This is a genomic window from Larsenimonas salina (assembly GCF_023736155.1).
Taxonomy (GTDB): Bacteria; Pseudomonadota; Gammaproteobacteria; order Pseudomonadales; family Halomonadaceae; genus Larsenimonas; species Larsenimonas salina.
This window is the reverse complement of record NZ_JAMLJJ010000001.1, coordinates 584,433-603,133: the sequence shown is the minus strand read 5'-3', so window position 1 is coordinate 603,133 and position 18,701 is coordinate 584,433. Positions and strand designations below refer to the sequence as shown.

At 60.9% G+C, this 18,701-nt stretch carries 17 protein-coding genes; 14 read left to right on the top strand and 3 right to left on the bottom strand.

Annotated features, from left to right (window positions below):
• Window positions 1-137: 137 nt before the first annotated feature.
• Together NAT23_RS02875 and NAT23_RS02870 are read left to right on the top strand one after the other, a co-directional pair.
• Window positions 138-1,049, top strand: coding sequence for an alpha/beta fold hydrolase (locus NAT23_RS02875; RefSeq protein ID WP_251925327.1), 912 nt, complete (start codon window positions 138-140; stop codon window positions 1,047-1,049).
• Entirely contained in the window at window positions 1,049-1,951 is a 903-nt protein-coding gene (locus NAT23_RS02870) for a patatin-like phospholipase family protein (protein WP_251590163.1), read from the top strand. The genes NAT23_RS02875 and NAT23_RS02870 overlap by 1 nt, the downstream gene beginning before the upstream one ends.
• 27 nt (window positions 1,952-1,978) lie before the next feature.
• On the opposite strand, the gene NAT23_RS02865 is transcribed toward NAT23_RS02870, so the two are convergent.
• Window positions 1,979-2,542: a Smr/MutS family protein gene (locus tag NAT23_RS02865; protein WP_251926205.1), complete on the bottom strand. Its 564-nt coding sequence runs from the start codon at window positions 2,540-2,542 to the stop codon at window positions 1,979-1,981.
• 184 nt (window positions 2,543-2,726) lie between these two features.
• Here NAT23_RS02865 and prmB point away from each other — a divergent pair, with 184 nt between their 5' ends.
• The 3 genes from prmB to cysE are packed head-to-tail and all read left to right on the top strand — an operon-like array spanning window position 2,727 to window position 5,720.
• Window positions 2,727-3,698 (top strand): 50S ribosomal protein L3 N(5)-glutamine methyltransferase, encoded by a 972-nt coding sequence (gene prmB, locus NAT23_RS02860; RefSeq protein WP_251925325.1) that lies wholly within the window; start codon window positions 2,727-2,729, stop codon window positions 3,696-3,698.
• Window positions 3,699-3,739: 41 nt separating this feature from the next.
• Window positions 3,740-4,834: a chorismate synthase gene (aroC, locus tag NAT23_RS02855; RefSeq protein WP_251925316.1), complete on the top strand. Its 1,095-nt coding sequence runs from the start codon at window positions 3,740-3,742 to the stop codon at window positions 4,832-4,834.
• A 46-nt stretch (window positions 4,835-4,880) separates the two neighbouring features.
• Window positions 4,881-5,720 (top strand): serine O-acetyltransferase, encoded by an 840-nt coding sequence (cysE, locus tag NAT23_RS02850; protein WP_251925314.1) that lies wholly within the window; start codon window positions 4,881-4,883, stop codon window positions 5,718-5,720.
• A gap of 143 nt (window positions 5,721-5,863) precedes the next feature.
• Here cysE and NAT23_RS02845 read toward each other — a convergent pair whose 3' ends face one another.
• Together NAT23_RS02845 and NAT23_RS02840 are read right to left on the bottom strand one after the other, a co-directional pair.
• Window positions 5,864-6,841 carry a nucleoside-specific channel-forming protein Tsx gene (locus NAT23_RS02845; protein WP_251925312.1) on the bottom strand — a complete coding sequence of 326 codons (978 nt, stop codon included), beginning with the start codon at window positions 6,839-6,841 and terminating at the stop codon, window positions 5,864-5,866.
• Window positions 6,842-7,052: 211 nt separating this feature from the next.
• Window positions 7,053-7,946 carry a LysR family transcriptional regulator gene (locus NAT23_RS02840; RefSeq protein WP_251925310.1) on the bottom strand — a complete coding sequence of 298 codons (894 nt, stop codon included), beginning with the start codon at window positions 7,944-7,946 and terminating at the stop codon, window positions 7,053-7,055.
• Window positions 7,947-8,095: 149 nt separating this feature from the next.
• Between NAT23_RS02840 and leuC the strand changes: the two genes are divergently transcribed.
• From leuC to NAT23_RS02795, 9 genes are all read left to right on the top strand, one after another.
• Complete coding sequence (gene leuC / locus NAT23_RS02835) at window positions 8,096-9,541, top strand: 3-isopropylmalate dehydratase large subunit (protein ID WP_251925308.1); 1,446 nt, start codon at window positions 8,096-8,098, stop codon at window positions 9,539-9,541.
• Window positions 9,541-10,182: a 3-isopropylmalate dehydratase small subunit gene (gene leuD / locus NAT23_RS02830; protein ID WP_251925306.1), complete on the top strand. Its 642-nt coding sequence runs from the start codon at window positions 9,541-9,543 to the stop codon at window positions 10,180-10,182. The genes leuC and leuD overlap by 1 nt, the downstream gene beginning before the upstream one ends.
• An 82-nt stretch (window positions 10,183-10,264) precedes the next feature.
• Window positions 10,265-11,344 (top strand): 3-isopropylmalate dehydrogenase, encoded by a 1,080-nt coding sequence (gene leuB / locus NAT23_RS02825; protein WP_251925304.1) that lies wholly within the window; start codon window positions 10,265-10,267, stop codon window positions 11,342-11,344.
• 85 nt (window positions 11,345-11,429) lie between these two features.
• Window positions 11,430-12,551, top strand: a complete 1,122-nt coding sequence (gene asd / locus NAT23_RS02820; RefSeq protein WP_251590149.1) for an aspartate-semialdehyde dehydrogenase — start codon at window positions 11,430-11,432, stop codon at window positions 12,549-12,551.
• 98 nt (window positions 12,552-12,649) lie between these two features.
• The gene (locus NAT23_RS02815; RefSeq protein ID WP_251925302.1) at window positions 12,650-14,758 is read left to right on the top strand and encodes a type IV pilus assembly protein FimV; all 2,109 of its coding nucleotides are present in this window, start codon (window positions 12,650-12,652) and stop codon (window positions 14,756-14,758) included.
• A 5-nt stretch (window positions 14,759-14,763) separates the two neighbouring features.
• Window positions 14,764-15,660 carry a tRNA pseudouridine(38-40) synthase TruA gene (gene truA / locus NAT23_RS02810; RefSeq protein WP_251925299.1) on the top strand — a complete coding sequence of 299 codons (897 nt, stop codon included), beginning with the start codon at window positions 14,764-14,766 and terminating at the stop codon, window positions 15,658-15,660.
• On the top strand, window positions 15,657-16,289 hold the full coding sequence (locus NAT23_RS02805) for a phosphoribosylanthranilate isomerase (RefSeq protein ID WP_251925297.1): 633 nt from the start codon (window positions 15,657-15,659) through the stop codon (window positions 16,287-16,289). The genes truA and NAT23_RS02805 overlap by 4 nt, the downstream gene beginning before the upstream one ends.
• A gap of 145 nt (window positions 16,290-16,434) precedes the next feature.
• Complete coding sequence (accD, locus tag NAT23_RS02800) at window positions 16,435-17,373, top strand: acetyl-CoA carboxylase, carboxyltransferase subunit beta (protein ID WP_251925295.1); 939 nt, start codon at window positions 16,435-16,437, stop codon at window positions 17,371-17,373.
• A gap of 6 nt (window positions 17,374-17,379) precedes the next feature.
• On the top strand, window positions 17,380-18,681 hold the full coding sequence (locus NAT23_RS02795; RefSeq protein ID WP_251925293.1) for a bifunctional folylpolyglutamate synthase/dihydrofolate synthase: 1,302 nt from the start codon (window positions 17,380-17,382) through the stop codon (window positions 18,679-18,681).
• The last annotated feature ends 20 nt before the right edge of the window (window positions 18,682-18,701 follow it).

Below are 18,701 nucleotides of genomic sequence, written 5' to 3'. Positions count from 1 at the left end.
CGACGGTAATCAGAAAAAGGCCATTTGGCGTGGAACGGCGGGAACGCTTGGGCATGACGGACTCGATCGAAGAGAGCGGGACTACGACCATGGTAGCGTTAATGGCGATACGCTTAAAGACAGACAGGTAAGTACGTATGACTACCGATGAAGGCTTTGCCGCGTCCGACGCGCGGTCACTGGCGGGCGGACGGCTGGCAGCGCTCACATGGGGCGATCCGAGCGCACCGTTGGTGCTTGCGCTTCATGGCTGGCTTGATAATGCCATGAGCTTCACGCACCTTGCCCCGGAGCTTGTACGCCGCGGATACCGTGTGGTGGCACTTGATTTCTCCGGGCACGGGCATTCCCAGTGGCTGCCCGGCACGCTCGATTACGCGCTATGGGATTATGTCCATGATGTACTGGATGCACTTGATGAGCTTACCGACGCACCGGTTCGTCTGCTGGGCCACTCCATGGGGGCAAGTGTTGCGTTGTTGACGGCTTCGATCGCGCCCGAGCGCGTCGAGCGGCTCTGGTTGCTCGACGGCCTTGGCATGCTGGTGACACCGGAGACCGACGTCGTGCAGCAGATGCGCCGAGCGGTAACGAAAATGCGTCGAGGCCCACGTGCGCGCAAGGTGCATTCAAGCGTCGCCTCCGCAGTTCGGGCGCGCGTGAGCGGCGGTGTCACTGCCTTGAGCGAGGCTCAGGCTGAGTGTCTGGTGCCGAGAAATCTGAGCGAGGTCGACGACGGCGTTGTCTGGCGCACCGACCCGCGGCTTCTTTATCCTTCCCTGATGCGGTTCACGCCCGCCCAGCGGGATCAGGTATTAAGTGAGGTGGCATGTCCGGTCACGCTGATTGAGGCTTCGAGCGGCGTGCTGGGCGCGCACCCTCAGGCGGTTCGGGCTCGACGTCACCTGGCAAACCTCGACCGTCGTGTGATTGATGGCGGGCATCACGTTCATCTCGACCCGGATAAGGTCACATCGATTGTCGATGGTTTTTTCAATGAACATGTCGGTACCGCCGATAACCGAACAAAGGGCCGGGAGGACGGTTAATGGCGCGTGTGGCATTGGTGCTTGGAAGCGGTGGAGCAAGAGGGTATGCCCACATCGGTGTCATCGACGAGCTCGAGGCGCGTGGCCATGACATTGTGGCCATCAGTGGGTGTTCGATGGGGGCCGTCATCGGCGGCATCTATCTGGCCGGCCAGCTCGAGTCCTATCGCCGCTGGGTCAGCAAGCTCAAGACGCTCGACATCCTTCGGCTGCTCGACTTCAGCTGGGAAAGCTCCGGCGCCATTCGGGGCGTCAAGATCATGCGCCGGCTGGGCCGGCTGACCGATGAATTCAACATCGAGGATCTGCCGGCGCCGTTGACGATCGTTGCCACCGACATGACCCGTCAGCGCGAGCTGTGGTTTCAAAGCGGTTCGCTGTCGGATGCCATTCGGGCCTCGATCGCCATTCCCGGCATCATGACGCCGGTGGAGCAGCAGGGGCGATTTCTCGTCGATGGCGGGCTCTTGAACCCCTTGCCGATTCTTCCAGCGGTTGCCTCTCATGACGCCGACATCATCATTGCCGTCAACGCGACAGCCACCTCGCCCAAGAACGTGACGCTCGAAGAGCTGTTGCCGTCACCGACCGAGATCAAGGTCGAGACCGAAGAGAGCTGGTTTTCCTCGTTACGAAAACGCTTTTCAAGCGATGACGCCACGCAGGCCCCGAGCGCGCAGGCGCTCGGCAAGCTCGACCTAATGCTCAAGGCCTTCGACATCACCCAGGCCGCACTGGCCCAGTACAAGATCGCCGGCTATCCGCCGGATGTGTTGATCAATGTGCCTAAATCGGTCTGCGGGACCCACGAATTTCAACGCGCCACTCCGATGATCGAGCTTGGGCGCCATTTGGCCCGCGATGCATTGGACCGTTTCGAGGCCGGCTACAGCGAAGGCTAGACCGCATTTCGTCACGTAGGCCCGAGATCAGTCAGGCTGGCCGCTTTTTTTCAACAGGACATACACCGCGCCGGTGCCGCCGTCTCGTTCAAGGCTTGAGCAAAACGCCAGCACAAAGGGCATTTCTCTCAGCCAGGCGTTGACGTGACTCTTGATGACCGGGTAGCCCGCTGTATTGGCGCGGGATTTGCCGTGAACCACGATCACGCAGCGCTGACGCTGGCGCCGAGCCTCGTTCAAAAAGGTCTCAAGCTCCGAGCGGGCTTCATCGAGCGTGTAGCCGTGCAGGTCGAGCCCGGCCTGCCATTCAATGGCGCCGCGCTTGAGCTGCTGTTGGGTGCGCCAGGGGAGGTCCGGTAAAGCGAAAAACAAGGCTTCGGAAGGGCGAACGGGCGTGACTCGACCATCTGACATGCGGCTTGGGGCGTCAGCGCTTTCCGGCGCGGCAACGGCGGCCGCCCGGCGGGCGTGGGCGTTGGTCGCGGCCGTTCTTGTCGGTTGCACATTGGCGCGGTTGACGTGCAGGCGGCGCACTCCTTCCTCATTCATGTTCTGGCGGAAAAAATCGAGGTCGTCGTCATCCGTCGGCATGGCAAGATACACCGCTAGCAAATGGGGGAGAAGGGGAATGGCGTTGCGTTGGCTCAAGTATAAGAGCCATGCCTCGAATGTAAATGTCACGCCTTTCAAGGCCATGGTGGGCAAGGTAGACTTACCGGCTACGCCAATAGGCGATCACTGTCATTTATCTGATTTTTCTTGGAGTTCGTCTGTCGTGTGCCCGTCTGCCACCTTCGTGTCCGCCCCTGTCAACCCGCTCACGAGCACCGATGACGCACTCATCGATGAGCTGAGTACGCTGCGTGACTACATTCGCTTTGCCGTCAGCCGTTTTCAGGCCGAGCGCCTGTATTTCGGGCACGGCACCGAATCTGCATGGGATGAGGCCGTGGCGCTGGTGCTTGGCGCACTCCATTTGCCGCACGACATCGACCCTAACGTGATCGATGCCAGGCTGACCCGCCCAGAAGCGCTTCGAGTGATGGCGCTCATTCGGGCGCGAGTCGAGACGCGAACGCCGCTGCCGTATCTTTTGGGCGAGGCCTATTTTGCCGGCATCCCCTTTGAGGTCAGCCCCGCTGTCCTGATTCCGCGCTCACCGATTGCCGAGCTGATTCAGCAGGGGTTCGCACCGTGGTTCACGGTCGAGCCGCCGGCGCGGGTGCTGGATCTTTGCACGGGCTCTGGCTGCATCGGGCTTGCGACCGCACTGATGCTGTCGACCACCGAGGTGGTGCTCTCAGACATCAGCCCGGATGCGCTTGACGTCGCGCGTCGAAATACCGAGCGCCATGAGCTTCTTGATCGAGTCGAGGTCATTGAAAGCGATCTCTTCGACGGTCTGGGCGATGAGCGCTTCGATCTGATCGTTTCCAACCCGCCGTATGTCGATGCACGCGATCTGGCCGCCATGCCGAGCGAGTTTGGTCATGAGCCGACGCTTGCGCTGGCCGCAGGTGATGATGGCCTGTCGATCGTGCACCGCATCCTGAAGGAGGCGGGCGCGCATCTGACCAACCACGGCGTCTTGATCGTCGAGGTTGGCAATTCCGCCGTGCATCTTGACGCGGCCTATCCGGACCTCCCTGTCATGTGGCTCGAGTTTGAGCACGGCGGTGAGGGCATATTTGCCATTACGGCGGAGACGCTCAAGGCGTATTGGGCCGAGACCGCGCCCTCGGTGTAAGCCCGAATTGACCCAGAACGTAGTTACCAGGAACTGAACTCATGGCTGGAAATACCTTCGGACGGCTCTTTACCGTCACCACCTTCGGGGAAAGTCACGGCGCAGCGCTTGGCGCCATCATCGATGGGTGCCCGCCGGGCATCGAGCTCGATGAATCGGATCTTCAACGTGATCTCGACCGCCGTCGTCCGGGCTCCTCGCGCCACACCACTCAGCGCAGGGAAGCCGACGAGGTGCGCATTCTCTCCGGTGTGTTCGAAGGCAAGACCACCGGTACGCCGATCGGGCTTTTGATCGAAAATACCGATCAGCGGTCCAAGGATTATTCCAAGATCAAGGATGTGTTTCGTCCGGCGCACGCCGACTACACCTATCATCACAAGTACGGCGTCCGCGATTATCGGGGCGGCGGCCGTTCCAGCGCCCGCGAGACCGCGATGCGTGTCGCCGCCGGCGCCGTCGCGAAAAAGGTGCTTTCCACCTACGGCGTCACGATCCGGGGCTACATGAGCCAGCTCGGTCCGATCGAGATTCCATTCAAGCGCTGGGAAGACGTCGATGACAATCCGTTCTTCGCCCCAAACAATGAGCTTGTCGGCGAACTCGAAGCCTATATGGACGAGCTTCGTCGCGCCCAGGACAGCGTCGGCGCCCGCATCACGGTAGTCGCGGACAACGTGCCGGTGGGGCTTGGCGAACCGGTGTTCGACCGCCTCGACGCAGATCTTGCCCACGCCATGATGGGCATCAATGCGGTGAAAGGCGTCGAGATCGGTGACGGATTCGGCGTGATCGATCAAAAGGGCAGCGTTCATCGCGATGAAATGACGCCCGAGGGCTTTTTGTCCAATCACGCGGGCGGGGTGCTTGGCGGCATTTCCTCGGGGCAGCCGATCGTTGTGAGCATGGCGTTGAAACCAACCTCGAGCATCACGATTCCTGGTCAGACCATCGACGTTGAGGGAGAGGGACATGAGATGGTGACCAAGGGCCGTCACGACCCATGTGTCGGCATTCGGGCGACGCCCATCGCCGAGGCGATGATGGCGCTGACACTTTTGGATCATCTGCTGCGTCATCGTGGTCAGAACGCGGATGTTCAAGTCGGCACACCAAAACTTGGCATGAAAGAGTAGTCTGCTATCTTTCGCGTACTAAACCGCTTCGTGTCGGGGAATTAAGATGATGACGTGTGAACAGCGCATGTTCGATACGCTTTGCAAGGAAGCCAACGACGTTGTAGTCCAGGAACCGCTCCTGGCCTCTGCCATGCATGCCCAGGTGCTTGCCTGTCAGGATCTCGGAGATGTGCTCACCAACATCATGGCGCGCAAGCTTGCCAATGAGATGTTGCCGCTCACGTCGCTGCTGGCGCTGTTCCGGCAATCGCTTTCCTCGACGCCCTCCCTGATCGGTGAAGCGGTGCGCGACATCGACGCCGTGCTCGAGCGCGACGCCGCCTCGACCCTTGCACTGAACGTCGTGCTTTATCAGAAGGGCTTCATTGCGCTGCAGGTACACCGAGTCGCGCACATGCTTTGGCACGATGGCCGTCACATGATGGCCGGCATGCTTCAAAACCGCAGTTCCGAAGTATTCGGGGTCGATATTCATCCGGCATGCCCGATTGGTCATGGCGTCATGCTTGACCACGCCACCGGCATCGTGATCGGTGAAACGGCGTCGATCGGCAACAATGTGTCGATCCTTCAGGGGGTTACCCTCGGGGGTACCGGTAAGGAAGCGGGCGACCGCCACCCGAAGGTCCATCATGGGGTACTGATCGGGGCAAGCGCGACCGTTCTCGGCAATATTTCTATCGGAAGCGGCGCACAGATCGGTGCGGGCAGTGTCGTGCTCGACGACGTCGCCCCGCACACCACCGTCGTTGGCGTCCCGGCTCGTCGCGTTGGCCGCCCTCGGTGTCCGAGCCCGTCGGTCACGCTCGAGCACAACGCGTTCGACCGCGACTTCGATGCGCTTTCAGACACCGGCTCGAAAACGGCAAGCAGTCAATCCTGACCGAGCGCGGTGCTCGGGTTCCTATCGAGCGCTTACAAAACCAAAAAGGCCGCCCTAGAGGGCGGCCTTTTTTATTGAACGTACTTTTTATTGAGCGTACTTTTTATTGAGCGTACTCACGCCTTGAGTGCATGGACAGTCGATCAGAACTGCCAGCCCACGCCAAAGTAATACCCCCATCCGGTCGAGCGCACGTGGAAGGGGCCGTCGCCGAAATCAAGTGTGGCATCGTCATTCCACTGGCCGCCGTTGTGGAAATAGCGGGCCACGGCCATGAAGCGAAGGTGGGTGAACGAGTAAAGCAGCACGTTGGTGGCAACCGTTGCCTCGTTGGTGCGGGTTGCGCCAGCCTTGTCGCCCAGATCAGAGCCGAAATCGAAGTTGGTGAAACCCACGTAATCAAGCTTTGCGCCGTTGCCGAAGGTGGCGAGCGCCAAGAAATACTTCACTTGTGCCCGGTAACCATCCCACTGGTTTTCGTTGGCCGCGCCGTAGTTTTCCCACTGATAGCGCTTGTAGAGGTTGACCGACAGCCCAAGCGGGGTGCCGGTCTCGATGTCGGTGCCGACACCGGCGTAGAGGGTGTTCTGGCGGTTGTCCGAGTTGTGACCCCAGTCAAAGATGTAGTCCGCGGCCAGGTACCACTCCTTGAACGGGCCAACGCTCAAGTCCTTATCCAGCACTTCGTTGATCGAGAGCCGGGGTTCGAGTTCGGCAAAGACCGGCGAGCCGTTATCGAAAATGCCGTTGTCGGCGTCGTTGCCGATGCCGAAGAACTTCGGAAAGTCGATATAGCCGTAGAGGTCCCACGGCCCCTTGCGCCCGGCAAATTCGTACTCGAGGTAGATGTCATCGATCTGTTGCGGGCCGAACCGGATGTTCTTGCTGCCGATTACGGTCACGTTCTGATTGAGCCAGCTCGAGAGGTACTCGCTGCGGGGCGCATTTTCAGTGGTTTCGTAGCTTGCCGTCTCGTTGGCGGCGTCCTGACCGGTTGCCGTGTCGTCAGCCAGCGCTGCGGAGGCATTGATGGTCGAGCATGCCAGAAGCGCTGCTGCCGGCCAGTAACGTGTCAGGTCACTGAGCGTGACGCCAGTCCGGAAAAAGGAAGTCGAGGTCATTTGGGCAACCCTGTTTGTTGTCGTTTTAAGCGGTGTTTTTAAGTGCGTCTTGTCGTTTTGAATGCTGCGGTTTCATCGGGCGTCTAATAAGCGTCTCGCCCTGATGCAGTTACGCCTGAAGGCTCGTTTTAAGGCGAGGGCGTGTTCCCTGAACGTCCCGTTCGGCGCCCTGACATCGAGCGGACTAGACTGCCCCGCGCCTTTGCGAAATTCAAGCGGGTAACGTGCGCTGCTGCGCTTTTGCCTGCTCGAGCAGCTCGATCATGGCGCGCGCGGCGTTGGAAAGCGTTCGGTGACGATGAAACAGATAACCGAGCGGCCGCTCGATCGGCGGATGATCAAGTGTCATTACGTGAAGCTCATCGGTGATCATCGATTCCGGCATCACGCTCCAGCCAAGGCCGATGGACACCATCATCTTGAGCGTTTCCAGGTAGTTGGTTGACATTGCCACGTTGACTGCGAGCCCCTCGCGGGCAAAGCCCTGCATTACGATCCCTCGAGTAAAGGTCAGCTCCCCCGGCAGTACTGCGTCAAACGGCGCAAGCTCCGAAAGATGGGTGACTGGCCGGTGCGCCAGCGGATGATCGGGCGCGCACACGAACCGGAGCTGATCGACCCAGACCGGCTCGATGACCAGCGATGGGTCGGGGTGGGGCGCAAGCGTCACGATGCCCAGTTCCAGATCCCCCGACAGCACGCCCGAGTACGCCTTTTCGGAATCGAGAAAGCGCATGTCGAGTTTTACCCCTGGGTGATGCCGCGTGAACGTTTTTAAAAGCGGCGGCAGACGGTGCAGGCCGATGTGGTGGCTGGTGGCCAGCACCAGATTGCCCTGAACACCGCCGTTCAGGTTTGAAAGCGCCCTTTGGGTATCGTCGAACATCACCAGAATCTGGCGCGCGCGGGGCAGCAGCGTTCGGCCGGCCTCGGTCAGGCTGATGGTGCGCCCGATGCGGTCGAACAGGCGGCTGCCTACCTGCGCCTCGAGGGTAGCAATGCGTTTGCTGACCGCCGGCTGGGTCAGATGGAGCTGTTCGGCGGCCTGGGAAAACGACCCCGACTGCGCAACGCTTACAAACGCCTTCAGACTTTGAGTGTCCACGGTCTATTCCTTCATGGAATGCATAGAATAAAAAACATGAATTGCTTTTATGCTAGCACGTCCATAGCCTAGAGGCTGTAACGGACCGACGTGACTGGCAGGCCTGACTTGCCAAGCGATAAACATCGGCACAGCCGAGGGAGAACGACATGGCAGGACGAACCCTGTACGACAAATTGTGGGATGCCCACCTGGTACAGCAGCGTGACGACGGCACGGCGCTGATCTACATCGACCGCCAGCTTCTGCACGAGGTGACCTCGCCGCAGGCGTTCGAAGGGCTTCGCCTGGCCAATCGCAAACCCTGGCGGCTCGATTCCAACATCGCAACGCCTGACCACAACGTGCCGACCACGCTGAAAGAGCGCAGCATTGGCATCGAAGGCATCGAAGACGACACCTCACGCATTCAGGTCATGACCCTTGACAGCAACTGCACCGATTTCAATATCGAGCAGTTCGGCATCAACGATGAGCGTCAGGGCATCGTGCACGTGGTCGGCCCCGAGCAGGGCGCGACGCTTCCCGGCATGACCGTGGTCTGTGGCGATTCACATACCGCAACGCACGGCGCCTTCGGTGCGCTGGCCCATGGCATCGGTACCTCTGAAGTCGAGCACGTACTGGCAACCCAGTGCCTGATTCAGCGCAAGATGAAAAACCTGAAAATTCAGGTCGACGGTGAGTTGGGTGAGGGCGTGACCGCCAAGGACATCATTTTGGCGATCATCGGTGACATCGGCACCGCCGGTGGCACGGGCTATGCGATGGAGTTCGCCGGCAGCGCCATCGAGGCGCTTTCGATGGAAGGCCGGATGACGATCTGCAACATGGCGATCGAGGCAGGCGCCCGCGTCGGTCTGGTCGGGGTCGATCAGACCACCATCGACTATGTGGCCAAGCGCCCGTTCGCCCCGCTTGAAGACGTCTGGGAGCAGGCGGTGATGCGCTGGCAGGAGCTGGTCTCCGACACCGACGCCGAGTTCGATAAGGTCGTCCATCTCGATGCGGCCAAGATCGAGCCGCAGGTCAGCTGGGGCACCAGCCCGGAAATGGTCGTTGGTATTACGGGGGCGGTGCCCGCGCCTTCCGACATTACCGACGCCACCAAGCGTCGTGGCGTCGAGCGCGCGCTTGAGTACATGGGGCTCTCCGGCGGTCAGAAGATCACCGACATCCAGCTTGATCGCGTGTTCATCGGGTCCTGCACCAACTCCCGCATCGAAGACCTGCGCGCCGCCGCCGAGGTGGTCAAGGGCTGCCGGGTGTCACCGAGTCTCAAGCAGGCCATGGTGGTGCCGGGTTCCGGACTTGTGAAGCGAATGGCCGAGCGTGAGGGGCTGGACGTAGTGTTCAAGCAGGCCGGTTTTGAATGGCGCGAGCCTGGCTGTTCAATGTGTCTTGCGATGAACGCCGACAAGCTGGGCGCGGGCGAGCACTGCGCCTCGACCTCGAACCGCAACTTCGAAGGGCGGCAGGGCTATGGCGGTCGCACGCATCTGGTCAGCCCGGCCATGGCGGCAGCGGCGGCCATCGAGGGTCACTTTGTCGATATTCGCACCTGGTCTCCATCTCGCACGCAGGAGAGCGCCTAATGGATAAGTTCGTACGCAAGCAAGGGCTGGTGGCGCCGCTGGACCGTTCCAACGTCGACACCGACCTGATCATTCCGAAGCAGTTTCTGAAATCGATCAAGCGCACCGGGTTCGGGCCGAACCTGTTCGATGAGCTTCGCTATCTGGATGAAGGTTTTCCCGGGCAGGACTGCACCAACCGGCCGCTGAACCCGGAGTTCGTGTTGAATCAGGCGCGCTATCAGGGCGCCAGCATCCTTTTGACGCGGGAAAACTTCGGCTGCGGCAGCTCCCGCGAGCACGCGCCCTGGGCGTTGGAAGACTTCGGGTTTCGCGTGATCATCGCGCCGAGCTTCGCCGACATCTTCTTCAACAACGCCTTCAAGAACGGGCTTTTGTTGATCACGCTGGATGACGCAACGGTCGAGCGCCTGATGACAGACGTCGAACAGACGCCGGGCTACCGGCTCGACGTCGACCTGGTCGGTCAATGCATCCACACGCCCGACGGCGAGACCATTGAGTTTGACGTCGATGCGTTTCGAAAGTACTGCCTCGAAAACGGACTGGATGACATCGGGCTTACACTTCAGCAGGCCGACGCCATTCGGACGTTCGAGGCACGCTACAAGGCCGATAATCCCTGGCTGTTTCGAAGCTGAGCCGGAGTGGGCGCGGCTTCCCCGCGCTCGATCACATGACACCGATTCCGGGCGTGTGCGCCCGAACGCATTAGGATAGAGCATGAGCCACAACATTCTGGTACTGCCCGGCGATGGCATCGGGCCTGAAATCACCCGCGAAGCCGTCAAGGTCTTGAAGGCATGCCAAGCCCGCGGGCTCGACATCACTCTCGAGGAAGACGTGGTGGGCGGTGCGGCCATCGACGCGCACGGCGTGCCGCTTGCCGAGAAAACGCTCGAGCGGGCCAAAGCGGCCAGCGCCATTCTGCTCGGGGCCGTCGGTGGGCCGAAATGGGATACGATGGAAGACATCAGCAAGCGCCCCGAAAAAGGGCTGCTGGCGCTTCGAAAGGAGCTGAACCTCTTCGGCAACCTGCGCCCGGCGCTTCTTTACCCGCAGCTTGCCGAGGCCTCGAGTCTGAAGCCCGAGGTTGTGTCGGGGCTCGACATCATGATCGTTCGTGAATTGACCGGTGGCATCTACTTCGGTCAGCCGCGCGGGTTTGAAACACGCGAGGACGGCACGCGCTACGCCTACAACACCTACGTCTACGATGAGCACGAGATCGAGCGCATCGGTCGCATTGCCTTTGAAATGGCGCAAAAACGGGACAAGCGCCTGTGCAGCGTCGACAAGGCCAACGTGCTGGAGGCGACCATTCTCTGGCGCGAAGTCATGAATCGCCTGGCGCCGGAGTACCCGGATGTCGAGCTTAGCCACATGTACGTCGATAACGCCGCCATGCAGCTGGTGCGCGCGCCCAAGCAGTTCGACGTCATCGTGACCGGCAACATGTTCGGCGATATTCTCTCAGACGCTGCCGCGATGCTGACCGGCTCGATCGGAATGCTGCCTTCAGCGTCACTTAATGACAAGGGCCAGGGGATGTTCGAACCTTGTCACGGCAGCGCACCGGACATCGCAGGCCAGGGGCTTGCCAATCCGCTGGCAACGATTCTGTCCGTGGCGATGATGCTTCGCTACACCCTGAACGAGCAGGCGATGGCCGATGCCATCGAACAGGCGGTTGGGGAGGTACTCGACCAGGGGCTTCGAACCGCTGACATCGCCTACCCGGGGACCACTCAGGTCACCACCGAGGCCATGGGCGACGCTGTTCTCAAGGCGCTTGAGAGCTGACAACGAACACACTAAAGACCGGTCTGTGCAGTGCCTAAAGTGCAGTGCCTGAAGCACAGGCCCTTTGAATCGAGGGGAGCGCGACATGTTACGTGTAGGATTTATCGGTTGGCGAGGCATGGTGGGCTCGGTGCTCGTCGAGCGCATGATGGCCGATCAGGACTTCAAACAGATCGAGCCGGTGTTTTTCTCGACCTCTCAGGTCGGCCAGAGCGGCCCGGACGTTGGCGTCGATACGCCGGCGCTCAAGGACGCCTATGACCTCGAGGCGCTCAAGGCGCTCGACGTCGTGTTGACCTGCCAGGGTGGAGATTATACCGCCAAGGTCTATCAGCCGCTTCGAGACAGCGGGTGGGATGGCTACTGGATCGATGCGGCAAGTACGCTTCGCATGGCCGAGGACGCGGTTATCGTACTCGACCCGGTCAACCGTCACATCATCGACGAGAAGCTTGCGGCAGGCTACAAGACCTTCACCGGCGGCAACTGCACCGTGAGCCTGATGCTGATGGGCCTGGGTGGGCTGTTCGAGGCTGGGCTGATCGAGTGGATGACCTCCATGACCTATCAGGCGGCGTCCGGCTCCGGTGCCCAGAACATGCGCGAGCTTCTGAGCCAGATGAATCAGCTGGGCGAGCTGACCCGCAGTGATCTCGATAACCCGAGCTCGGCCATTCTCGACATCGACCGAAAGGTCACCGCGGCCATGCGCGATTCAAGCTTTCCCACCGAGCATTTCGGCGCGCCGCTCGGAGGCAGCCTGTTGCCCTGGATCGACAAGAAAATGGACAACGGCCAGAGCAAGGAAGAGTGGAAGGGGGGCGTTGAGACCAACAAGATTCTCGATACCGCCGGCAACCCGATTCCGATCGATGGGCTGTGTGTCCGCATTGGCGCCATGCGCTCGCACTCCCAGGCCTTCACCATCAAGTTGAAGCACGATGTGCCGATGGATGAAATCGAGGATCGCATTGCACGGCACAATGACTGGGTAAGCGTCGTTCCCAACGACAAGGACGCCACGCTCTCGTCTCTGACGCCGACCGCCGTGACCGGCACGCTCAATGTTCCGGTCGGGCGTCTGCGCAAGATGGCCATGGGCGGCGAGTACCTGACCGCGTTCAGCGTCGGCGACCAGCTTCTTTGGGGGGCGGCTGAACCACTCAAGCGCATGTTGACGGTGCTTAGAGAGTTCAAGGGCGCCTGAACGGACCTGCTGCCGGATGAAACGCCTCCTTCTGGAGGCGTTTTTGCATGCGATCCATGCGTTGAATCGGGGACTTCCCCGGGCCACCAAGGACCGCTATGACACACCGATACCGGCGCATGTTGCCGCTCATGCTCGCTTTGACCGTAATGGCGCCCAACGCGCTGGCGCTTGGCATGGGTGAGCCTACGCTTTATTCACCGCTCAATGCGCCGGTCGAGGCTCGGATTCCACTGCTGGACACCAGTGATCTAACCGCATCCGAGCTTACGGTGGCGCTTGCAAGTGACGCCCGCTTCGAGCGCGCAGGGCTTGAGCGCTCGGCGCAAACGGATACGCTGTCTCTGTCGGTTGAGGGCGCGCCCGGCGCGCTTTATGCACGCCTTGAGGGCAAGTTGCCGCTTCGTGCGCCAAGTCTTCCCCTGTTGTTGACGCTTAGCTGGCCAGAGGGGCAGCTTGCCCGCCAGATCAATCTTCTGCCCACCCGACACCCCGAGTCCGCCCTCGGCACTGATACGGACTCTACCTCGGAAGCGACTGGCGCCAGCTGGCCATTGACCGTGCACGCCGGCAAGGATGAGACGTGGGCCGCCTTTGTCGAGCGCATGGCGTCCGAGCGACAGAGTACGGCCAAGCGTATGACGGCTGCGCTGGCCAGGGCCAATCCGGGGCTTGCCCAGATTCAGGAGAGCCTCACGCCTTACGCGTATGGCCCGGTCATCATGCCGAGTCCGGCCCAGCTTGCAGGCAATGAGCGTACGCAATTACCTCCTCGTGCAGACGTACCTGCCCCTGAGCCGTCCGAGCGTTTGACGCCGCCTGAAAAGGTGTTTGCGTCGAACGACTCAAACGCTGCAAACAGCGCACCAGCGCCTGCGCTTGCCTCACGCGTTGAGCAATTGGAAGCCGGTCAGGCGGCGCTTGGTTCGGTTCAGACCCTACGTGCGCAGCTTATTCAGAATCAACAGCAATTGCAGGCCAGTGACGCCCGAATTGCCGAGCTGACCGCAGCGCTGAGCGCTCAGCAAAAAACACTCGATGAGACCCGGCGCACGCTGACTGCCCGTCTTGAGCGACTGAGTTACGCCCAGCAGCCAACCTCGACAGGTACGAACACACCTCGCATTTCATCAATGCTTGGCGGCGACTGGCTGATCGGACTTGGAAGCGTCGTGATTTTAGGTGCCTTGGGGCTTTTGATGTATCGCTACCGCGCGCGCCGGGCTCGAGACGTTGAGCACACGCCGCTTTTTGAAGCGGTCGACGCTGAAAAAATGGTGATCGACGCTCGACCAACGATCGAACCCCGTGGTCCTTCTGCGCCTACGATGACGTCAGCAATCACGACGTCTGAACGCGACGCGCCTCAGGAGGCTGCGCCAACGGCGCATGATGACCAGCATGAGCAGTGGCGTAAGACACGGCATGAGACAGCGCGTGAGTCGGAGTCTATTGCCACGCCTGAGCCTACGTCGATCGAATTCGAACCCCTGGATGAGGCCTCAAGTGGTAACACAGGTTCTTCAGTCAGCGCGACGAAGGACCTTGCGGCTCATGGCTCTCCCCCGGAGGCCATGCCCGCGCTCGATTTCACTCTGGCGGACAAGGCCGCTGACCCTGAGCCCGTCGAGGCGCCCTCGAGTGGCGAGGGACAGGATGTGGTCGATATCTTTATCGCGCACGGCCGAGTCGATGCCGCGCGTGAAATGCTCGAAGGCGAGCTCGAGAGCAACCCGCGTAATGCCCGGGCGCGCCTGAAGCTCATGGAGGTGCTGGCAACGCTTGGCGAGGCCACGGCGCTTGAGCGTCACTTCGAGCACCTGGCCGATCATGACGATAGCTACATCCGCACGCGTGCGCATTCTCTGACCGGGCGCGAAGACGCCGGTACGCCCTTGAAAGGGCAGGACCGGGTCGATGCGCTGTTCGACCTCGATGGGCCATCGACCGAGGCAAACGCAACGCACTCGGCGCCCAATGAGTCAAGCTGGGCGCTGGAGGAGGTGGCATTTGCAAGCTTTGATCAGGATAATGACGGTTCACACCTTGCGCCCGAACATGATGAGCGGCTGACGAAGGCGCATCTGCTGCTGGAGGAAGACCGGGCCGATGAAGCCATGGCGCTGCTGTTCGAGATCATCGACGATGGTGACGATCATGCACAAGCGGCGGCGCGAGGCTTGCTCGAACGTTACGAGACGAACTGATCCGAATGTCGCTGTTTGAATTTCTGGATGAAACCACCTCGATGGCCGGCCGTCTGGCGCTTGGCATCGAGTATGCGGGGCACCGTTATATGGGCTGGCAGCGGTTGAACCACGGCCCTTCCGTGCAGGAGGCGGTTGAAACTGCACTTTCCAAGATCGCGGCGGCGCCTGTCACCGTCATGTGCAGTGGCCGAACCGATTCCGGCGTGCACGCCACCCGCCAGATCGCGCATTTCGATGCCCCGAGCCCTCGAAGCGAAAAGGCGTGGATGATGGGCGCCAACGCGCTGTTGCCGCGGGATATCACGATTCACTGGGTCCGGCCCATGCCGGAGGACTTCCACGCTCGCTTTTGCGCCCTCGGCCGACGGTATCGCTATGTGATCTACAATCGGGCCTCGCCGCCGGCGCTCGAACATGAACGTGTGACCTGGCACCGGACGCCGCTTGATCACGCGCGCATGCATGAGGCCGCCCAGGCGCTGCTCGGCGAGCACGATTTTTCAGCCTTTCGCGCCTCGAGCTGCCAATCGATCACGCCCTGGCGCTTTCTTCATCATGTAAACGTTGAGCGCCATGGTCCGCTGGTGGTGATGGACATTCAGGGCAACGCGTTCTTGCATCATATGGTCAGAAATATTGCCGGTGTGTTGATCGCCATCGGTGAGGGCAGTCAGCCGGTTGGCTGGGCGAAACGCCTGCTCGATGGCCGGGATCGCACACTCGGCGGTGTGACCGCCCCCGCAGACGGTCTTTATTTCGTCGACAGCTGTTACGACCCCCGCTATGACCTTCCAAGCGAGCCGTTGGGGCCGAGTTTCCTCTGGCATACCGGGGAGTGGAGCGGTGAGCGCGCGGTGCCGGTCAATGCAATTACCCAACAACGTCTGGAGCGCTCATGAACCGATGCCGGGTCAAGATATGCGGACTTACACGCCTAGAAGATGTGCGTTTGGCCGTCGAGTACGGCGCTGATGCACTGGGGTTTGTGCTGTGGCCGGGCAGTGCTCGGGCGATTACCCCTGAGCAGTTGGTGCGCCTGAGCGCCGAGGTGCCACCGTTCGTGACGCGAGTAGGGCTTTTCGTGGATCAACCGGCCGAGGTGATCGCGCAGTGCATGCCGTATCTGGATCTTCTGCAGTTTCACGGGAGCGAACCTCCTAAGGCGTGCGAGGTCTATGGCAAGGCCTGGATCAAGGCGATTCGCATGAAACCAGAGCTTGATCTCGACGGTGAAATTGCACGCTATCACAACGCGCAGGGCATTTTGCTGGACGCCTACCTCCCGGGCGTGCCTGGCGGTACCGGCGAGACGTTTGAGTGGTCGCGCGTACCGAGCGCGCCGTCACGCCCGATTATTCTTGCCGGAGGGCTCACGCCTGACAACGTTGGCGAGGCGATTTCACGTACGGGCGTGTATGCGGTGGATGTCTCCGGCGGCGTCGAAGAAGGCAAGGGCATCAAGTCGCCCGAGGCCATGCGCGCCTTTATTGAACAGGCGGGCCTGGCGGCGCAATATAAGGACGATTGAAATGCATGTCACGTCGCCTTGCGATACACTCTCGGCCTTGATCGCCCGGCAACGCTTTCGTCGTTTCGGGCCGATACCCGACTCACAGTGCCCGGCGCGAGCCGGGCGTTAACGGTTTGACTCTGAATACGGAATTCTTTGCATTATGAGCTGGCTGGATAAGATTGTTCCATCCATGGGGCGTACTCAGCGCGCTGATCGCCGAAACAATATTCCCGATGGGCTGTGGCACAAGTGCCCCAAATGCGAAGCCGTGCTCTATCGCCCGGAACTCGAACGTAACAGTAATGTGTGTCCCAAATGTGACCACCATCTGCGTCTCAACGCGCGCAAGCGCCTGTCCTGGTTTCTGGACGACGACAGTCGTGAGGAAGTGTCGGCGGATCTTGAACCGACAGATCGCCTCAAGTTCCGCGATTCCAAGAAGTACAAGGACCGCTTGGTCGCGGCCCAGAAGAGCACGGACGAAAATGACGCTCTGATTGTCATGAAGGGTACCCTCAAGTCGCTTCCTGTGATCGCGGTGGCGTTCGAGTTCAACTTCATGGGCGGCTCAATGGGAAGCGTTGTGGGTGAGAAGTTTGCCCGCGCGGCAACCATCGCGCTGGAGGAAAATCGCCCCTTGATCTGCTTTGCGGCGAGCGGCGGCGCGCGTATGCAGGAGGCTCTGTTTTCACTGATGCAGATGGCCAAGACCTCCGCGGCGCTCGAACGGCTTCGTGAAGCCGGGGTACCCTACATTTCGGTATTGACCGATCCCGTATTTGGTGGCGTATCCGCCTCGCTTGCCATGCTCGGGGATGTGAACGTGGCTGAGCCCAACGCCCTGATCGGCTTTGCAGGCCCCCGTGTCATCGAGCAGACCGTTCGTGAAAAGCTGCCTGAAGGATTCCAGCGCAGTGAGTTCCTGCTTGAGCACGGCACGGTGGACATGATCGTTCATCGCCGCGAATTGCAGCGCCGCCTTCACAGTACGCTTGCCATTCTGACCAACTCTCCCGTGGCGGCTGCCGACGAGGAGAGTGATGAGGACGCGCCGCTGGCCAATGCCCAGTTTTCACCCCAAAGCGGTGATGCGAGCTAAATCGCGATGAGCCAAACCAAGACGCTTGATCAGTGGCTCGTTGAACTTGAGCGCAATCATCCGGTGGCGATCGATCTGGGGCTTGAGCGCATCGAGCCCGTGGCCCGCCGCATGGGGCTCTTTGACGGCAAAATTGCCTCGAAGGTCATCACCGTTGCCGGCACCAACGGCAAGGGGTCGACCGTTGCCATGATTGAGGCGCTGGCGTTGTCGCACGGCCTTAGCTGCGCAAGCTATACCTCGCCCCATCTCTTTGAATACAACGAGCGTGTTCGACTCGATGGCACACCGGTCGACGATGCAACGCTCGTTACAGCGTTCGAACGCGTTGATGCCGCACGTGATGGCATTAGCCTTACGTACTTCGAGGCCGGAACCCTTGCAGCGCTTCATGTATTCAAGACGCGCGCGCCCGACATCGCTGTATTGGAAGTGGGGCTTGGAGGCCGGCTCGATGCGGTCAATATCATCGACCCGGATGTTGCCGTGGTGACGACCGTGGACCGCGATCACGCGGCGTTTCTCGGAACCGACCTCGAGCAGATCGGTCTGGAAAAGGCCGGTATCTTGCGCAAGGGCGCCCCGGCGGTGCTTGGAAGCAAGACGCTTCCGGCCTCGGTCCCCCGTTACGCTCAGACGCTGGGTGCCGCCCCCATTTATCACCTTGAGTCCCAGTTCAGACGTACCGACGCCGATGAGCGGGGGCGCTGGCACTGGCAGGGCCTTGATCGTCACGGCGAGCGTCTTGGGCTCAGTGAGCTGATCGACCCCGGCCTGCCGCTTGATAACGCCGCCACGGCGCTACAGGCCTTCTCACTTGCCCACGAGCCCTTGAATGCTGACGCCATCGCTCACGCCCTTGGCCGCATCACGCTGCCCGGGCGCATGCAGTGGCTCGAGCGTGACGGTCGGCGGTGGTGCCTGGATGTGGCGCACAACCCTCATGCCGCTCGTTATGTGGCCGGCCAGCTTGTGAGGCAGCCCGGCCCACGTCTTGGGGTATTGGCCATGCTCTCGGATAAGGACGCCGCCGCGGTGGTGGCCGAATTCGAGGGCGTGATCGATGGCTGGATACTTGCAGGCCTTGATGGCGATCGGGCACGCACCGGCGATGAGCTTACCGAGGTGGTTCGCGTGAGTGGAGCTCGGGTTATCGGCACCCATAGAGACGTCTCGAGCGCAATCGCGTCACTCTCGGCATCAAGGGGGGCCGACGAATTCGAAGCCGCGTCGGTTCTGGTCTGTGGCTCGTTTTTCACGGTGGCCGAGGCATTGACGGCATTGGGCCATGAACGCATCGGACAGTAACGAGGTGAGCGCGAAGGCGC

Excerpts from the sequence above, each read along its gene's own strand:
- NAT23_RS02865 (WP_251926205.1), bottom strand. The coding sequence starts at position 2,542 with ATGCCGACGGATGACGACGACCTCGATTTTTTCCGCCAGAACATGAAT.
- truA (WP_251925299.1), top strand. The coding sequence starts at position 14,764 with ATGTCGCTGTTTGAATTTCTGGATGAAACCACCTCGATGGCCGGCCGT.
- NAT23_RS02875 (WP_251925327.1), top strand. The coding sequence starts at position 138 with ATGACTACCGATGAAGGCTTTGCCGCGTCCGACGCGCGGTCACTGGCG.
- NAT23_RS02815 (WP_251925302.1), top strand. The coding sequence starts at position 12,650 with ATGACACACCGATACCGGCGCATGTTGCCGCTCATGCTCGCTTTGACC.
- aroC (WP_251925316.1), top strand. The coding sequence starts at position 3,740 with ATGGCTGGAAATACCTTCGGACGGCTCTTTACCGTCACCACCTTCGGG.
- leuC (WP_251925308.1), top strand. The coding sequence starts at position 8,096 with ATGGCAGGACGAACCCTGTACGACAAATTGTGGGATGCCCACCTGGTA.
- NAT23_RS02795 (WP_251925293.1), top strand. The coding sequence starts at position 17,380 with ATGAGCCAAACCAAGACGCTTGATCAGTGGCTCGTTGAACTTGAGCGC.
- cysE (WP_251925314.1), top strand. The coding sequence starts at position 4,881 with ATGATGACGTGTGAACAGCGCATGTTCGATACGCTTTGCAAGGAAGCC.
- leuD (WP_251925306.1), top strand. The coding sequence starts at position 9,541 with ATGGATAAGTTCGTACGCAAGCAAGGGCTGGTGGCGCCGCTGGACCGT.
- NAT23_RS02805 (WP_251925297.1), top strand. The coding sequence starts at position 15,657 with ATGAACCGATGCCGGGTCAAGATATGCGGACTTACACGCCTAGAAGAT.
- asd (WP_251590149.1), top strand. The coding sequence starts at position 11,430 with ATGTTACGTGTAGGATTTATCGGTTGGCGAGGCATGGTGGGCTCGGTG.
- NAT23_RS02845 (WP_251925312.1), bottom strand. The coding sequence starts at position 6,841 with ATGACCTCGACTTCCTTTTTCCGGACTGGCGTCACGCTCAGTGACCTG.
- accD (WP_251925295.1), top strand. The coding sequence starts at position 16,435 with ATGAGCTGGCTGGATAAGATTGTTCCATCCATGGGGCGTACTCAGCGC.
- leuB (WP_251925304.1), top strand. The coding sequence starts at position 10,265 with ATGAGCCACAACATTCTGGTACTGCCCGGCGATGGCATCGGGCCTGAA.
- NAT23_RS02870 (WP_251590163.1), top strand. The coding sequence starts at position 1,049 with ATGGCGCGTGTGGCATTGGTGCTTGGAAGCGGTGGAGCAAGAGGGTAT.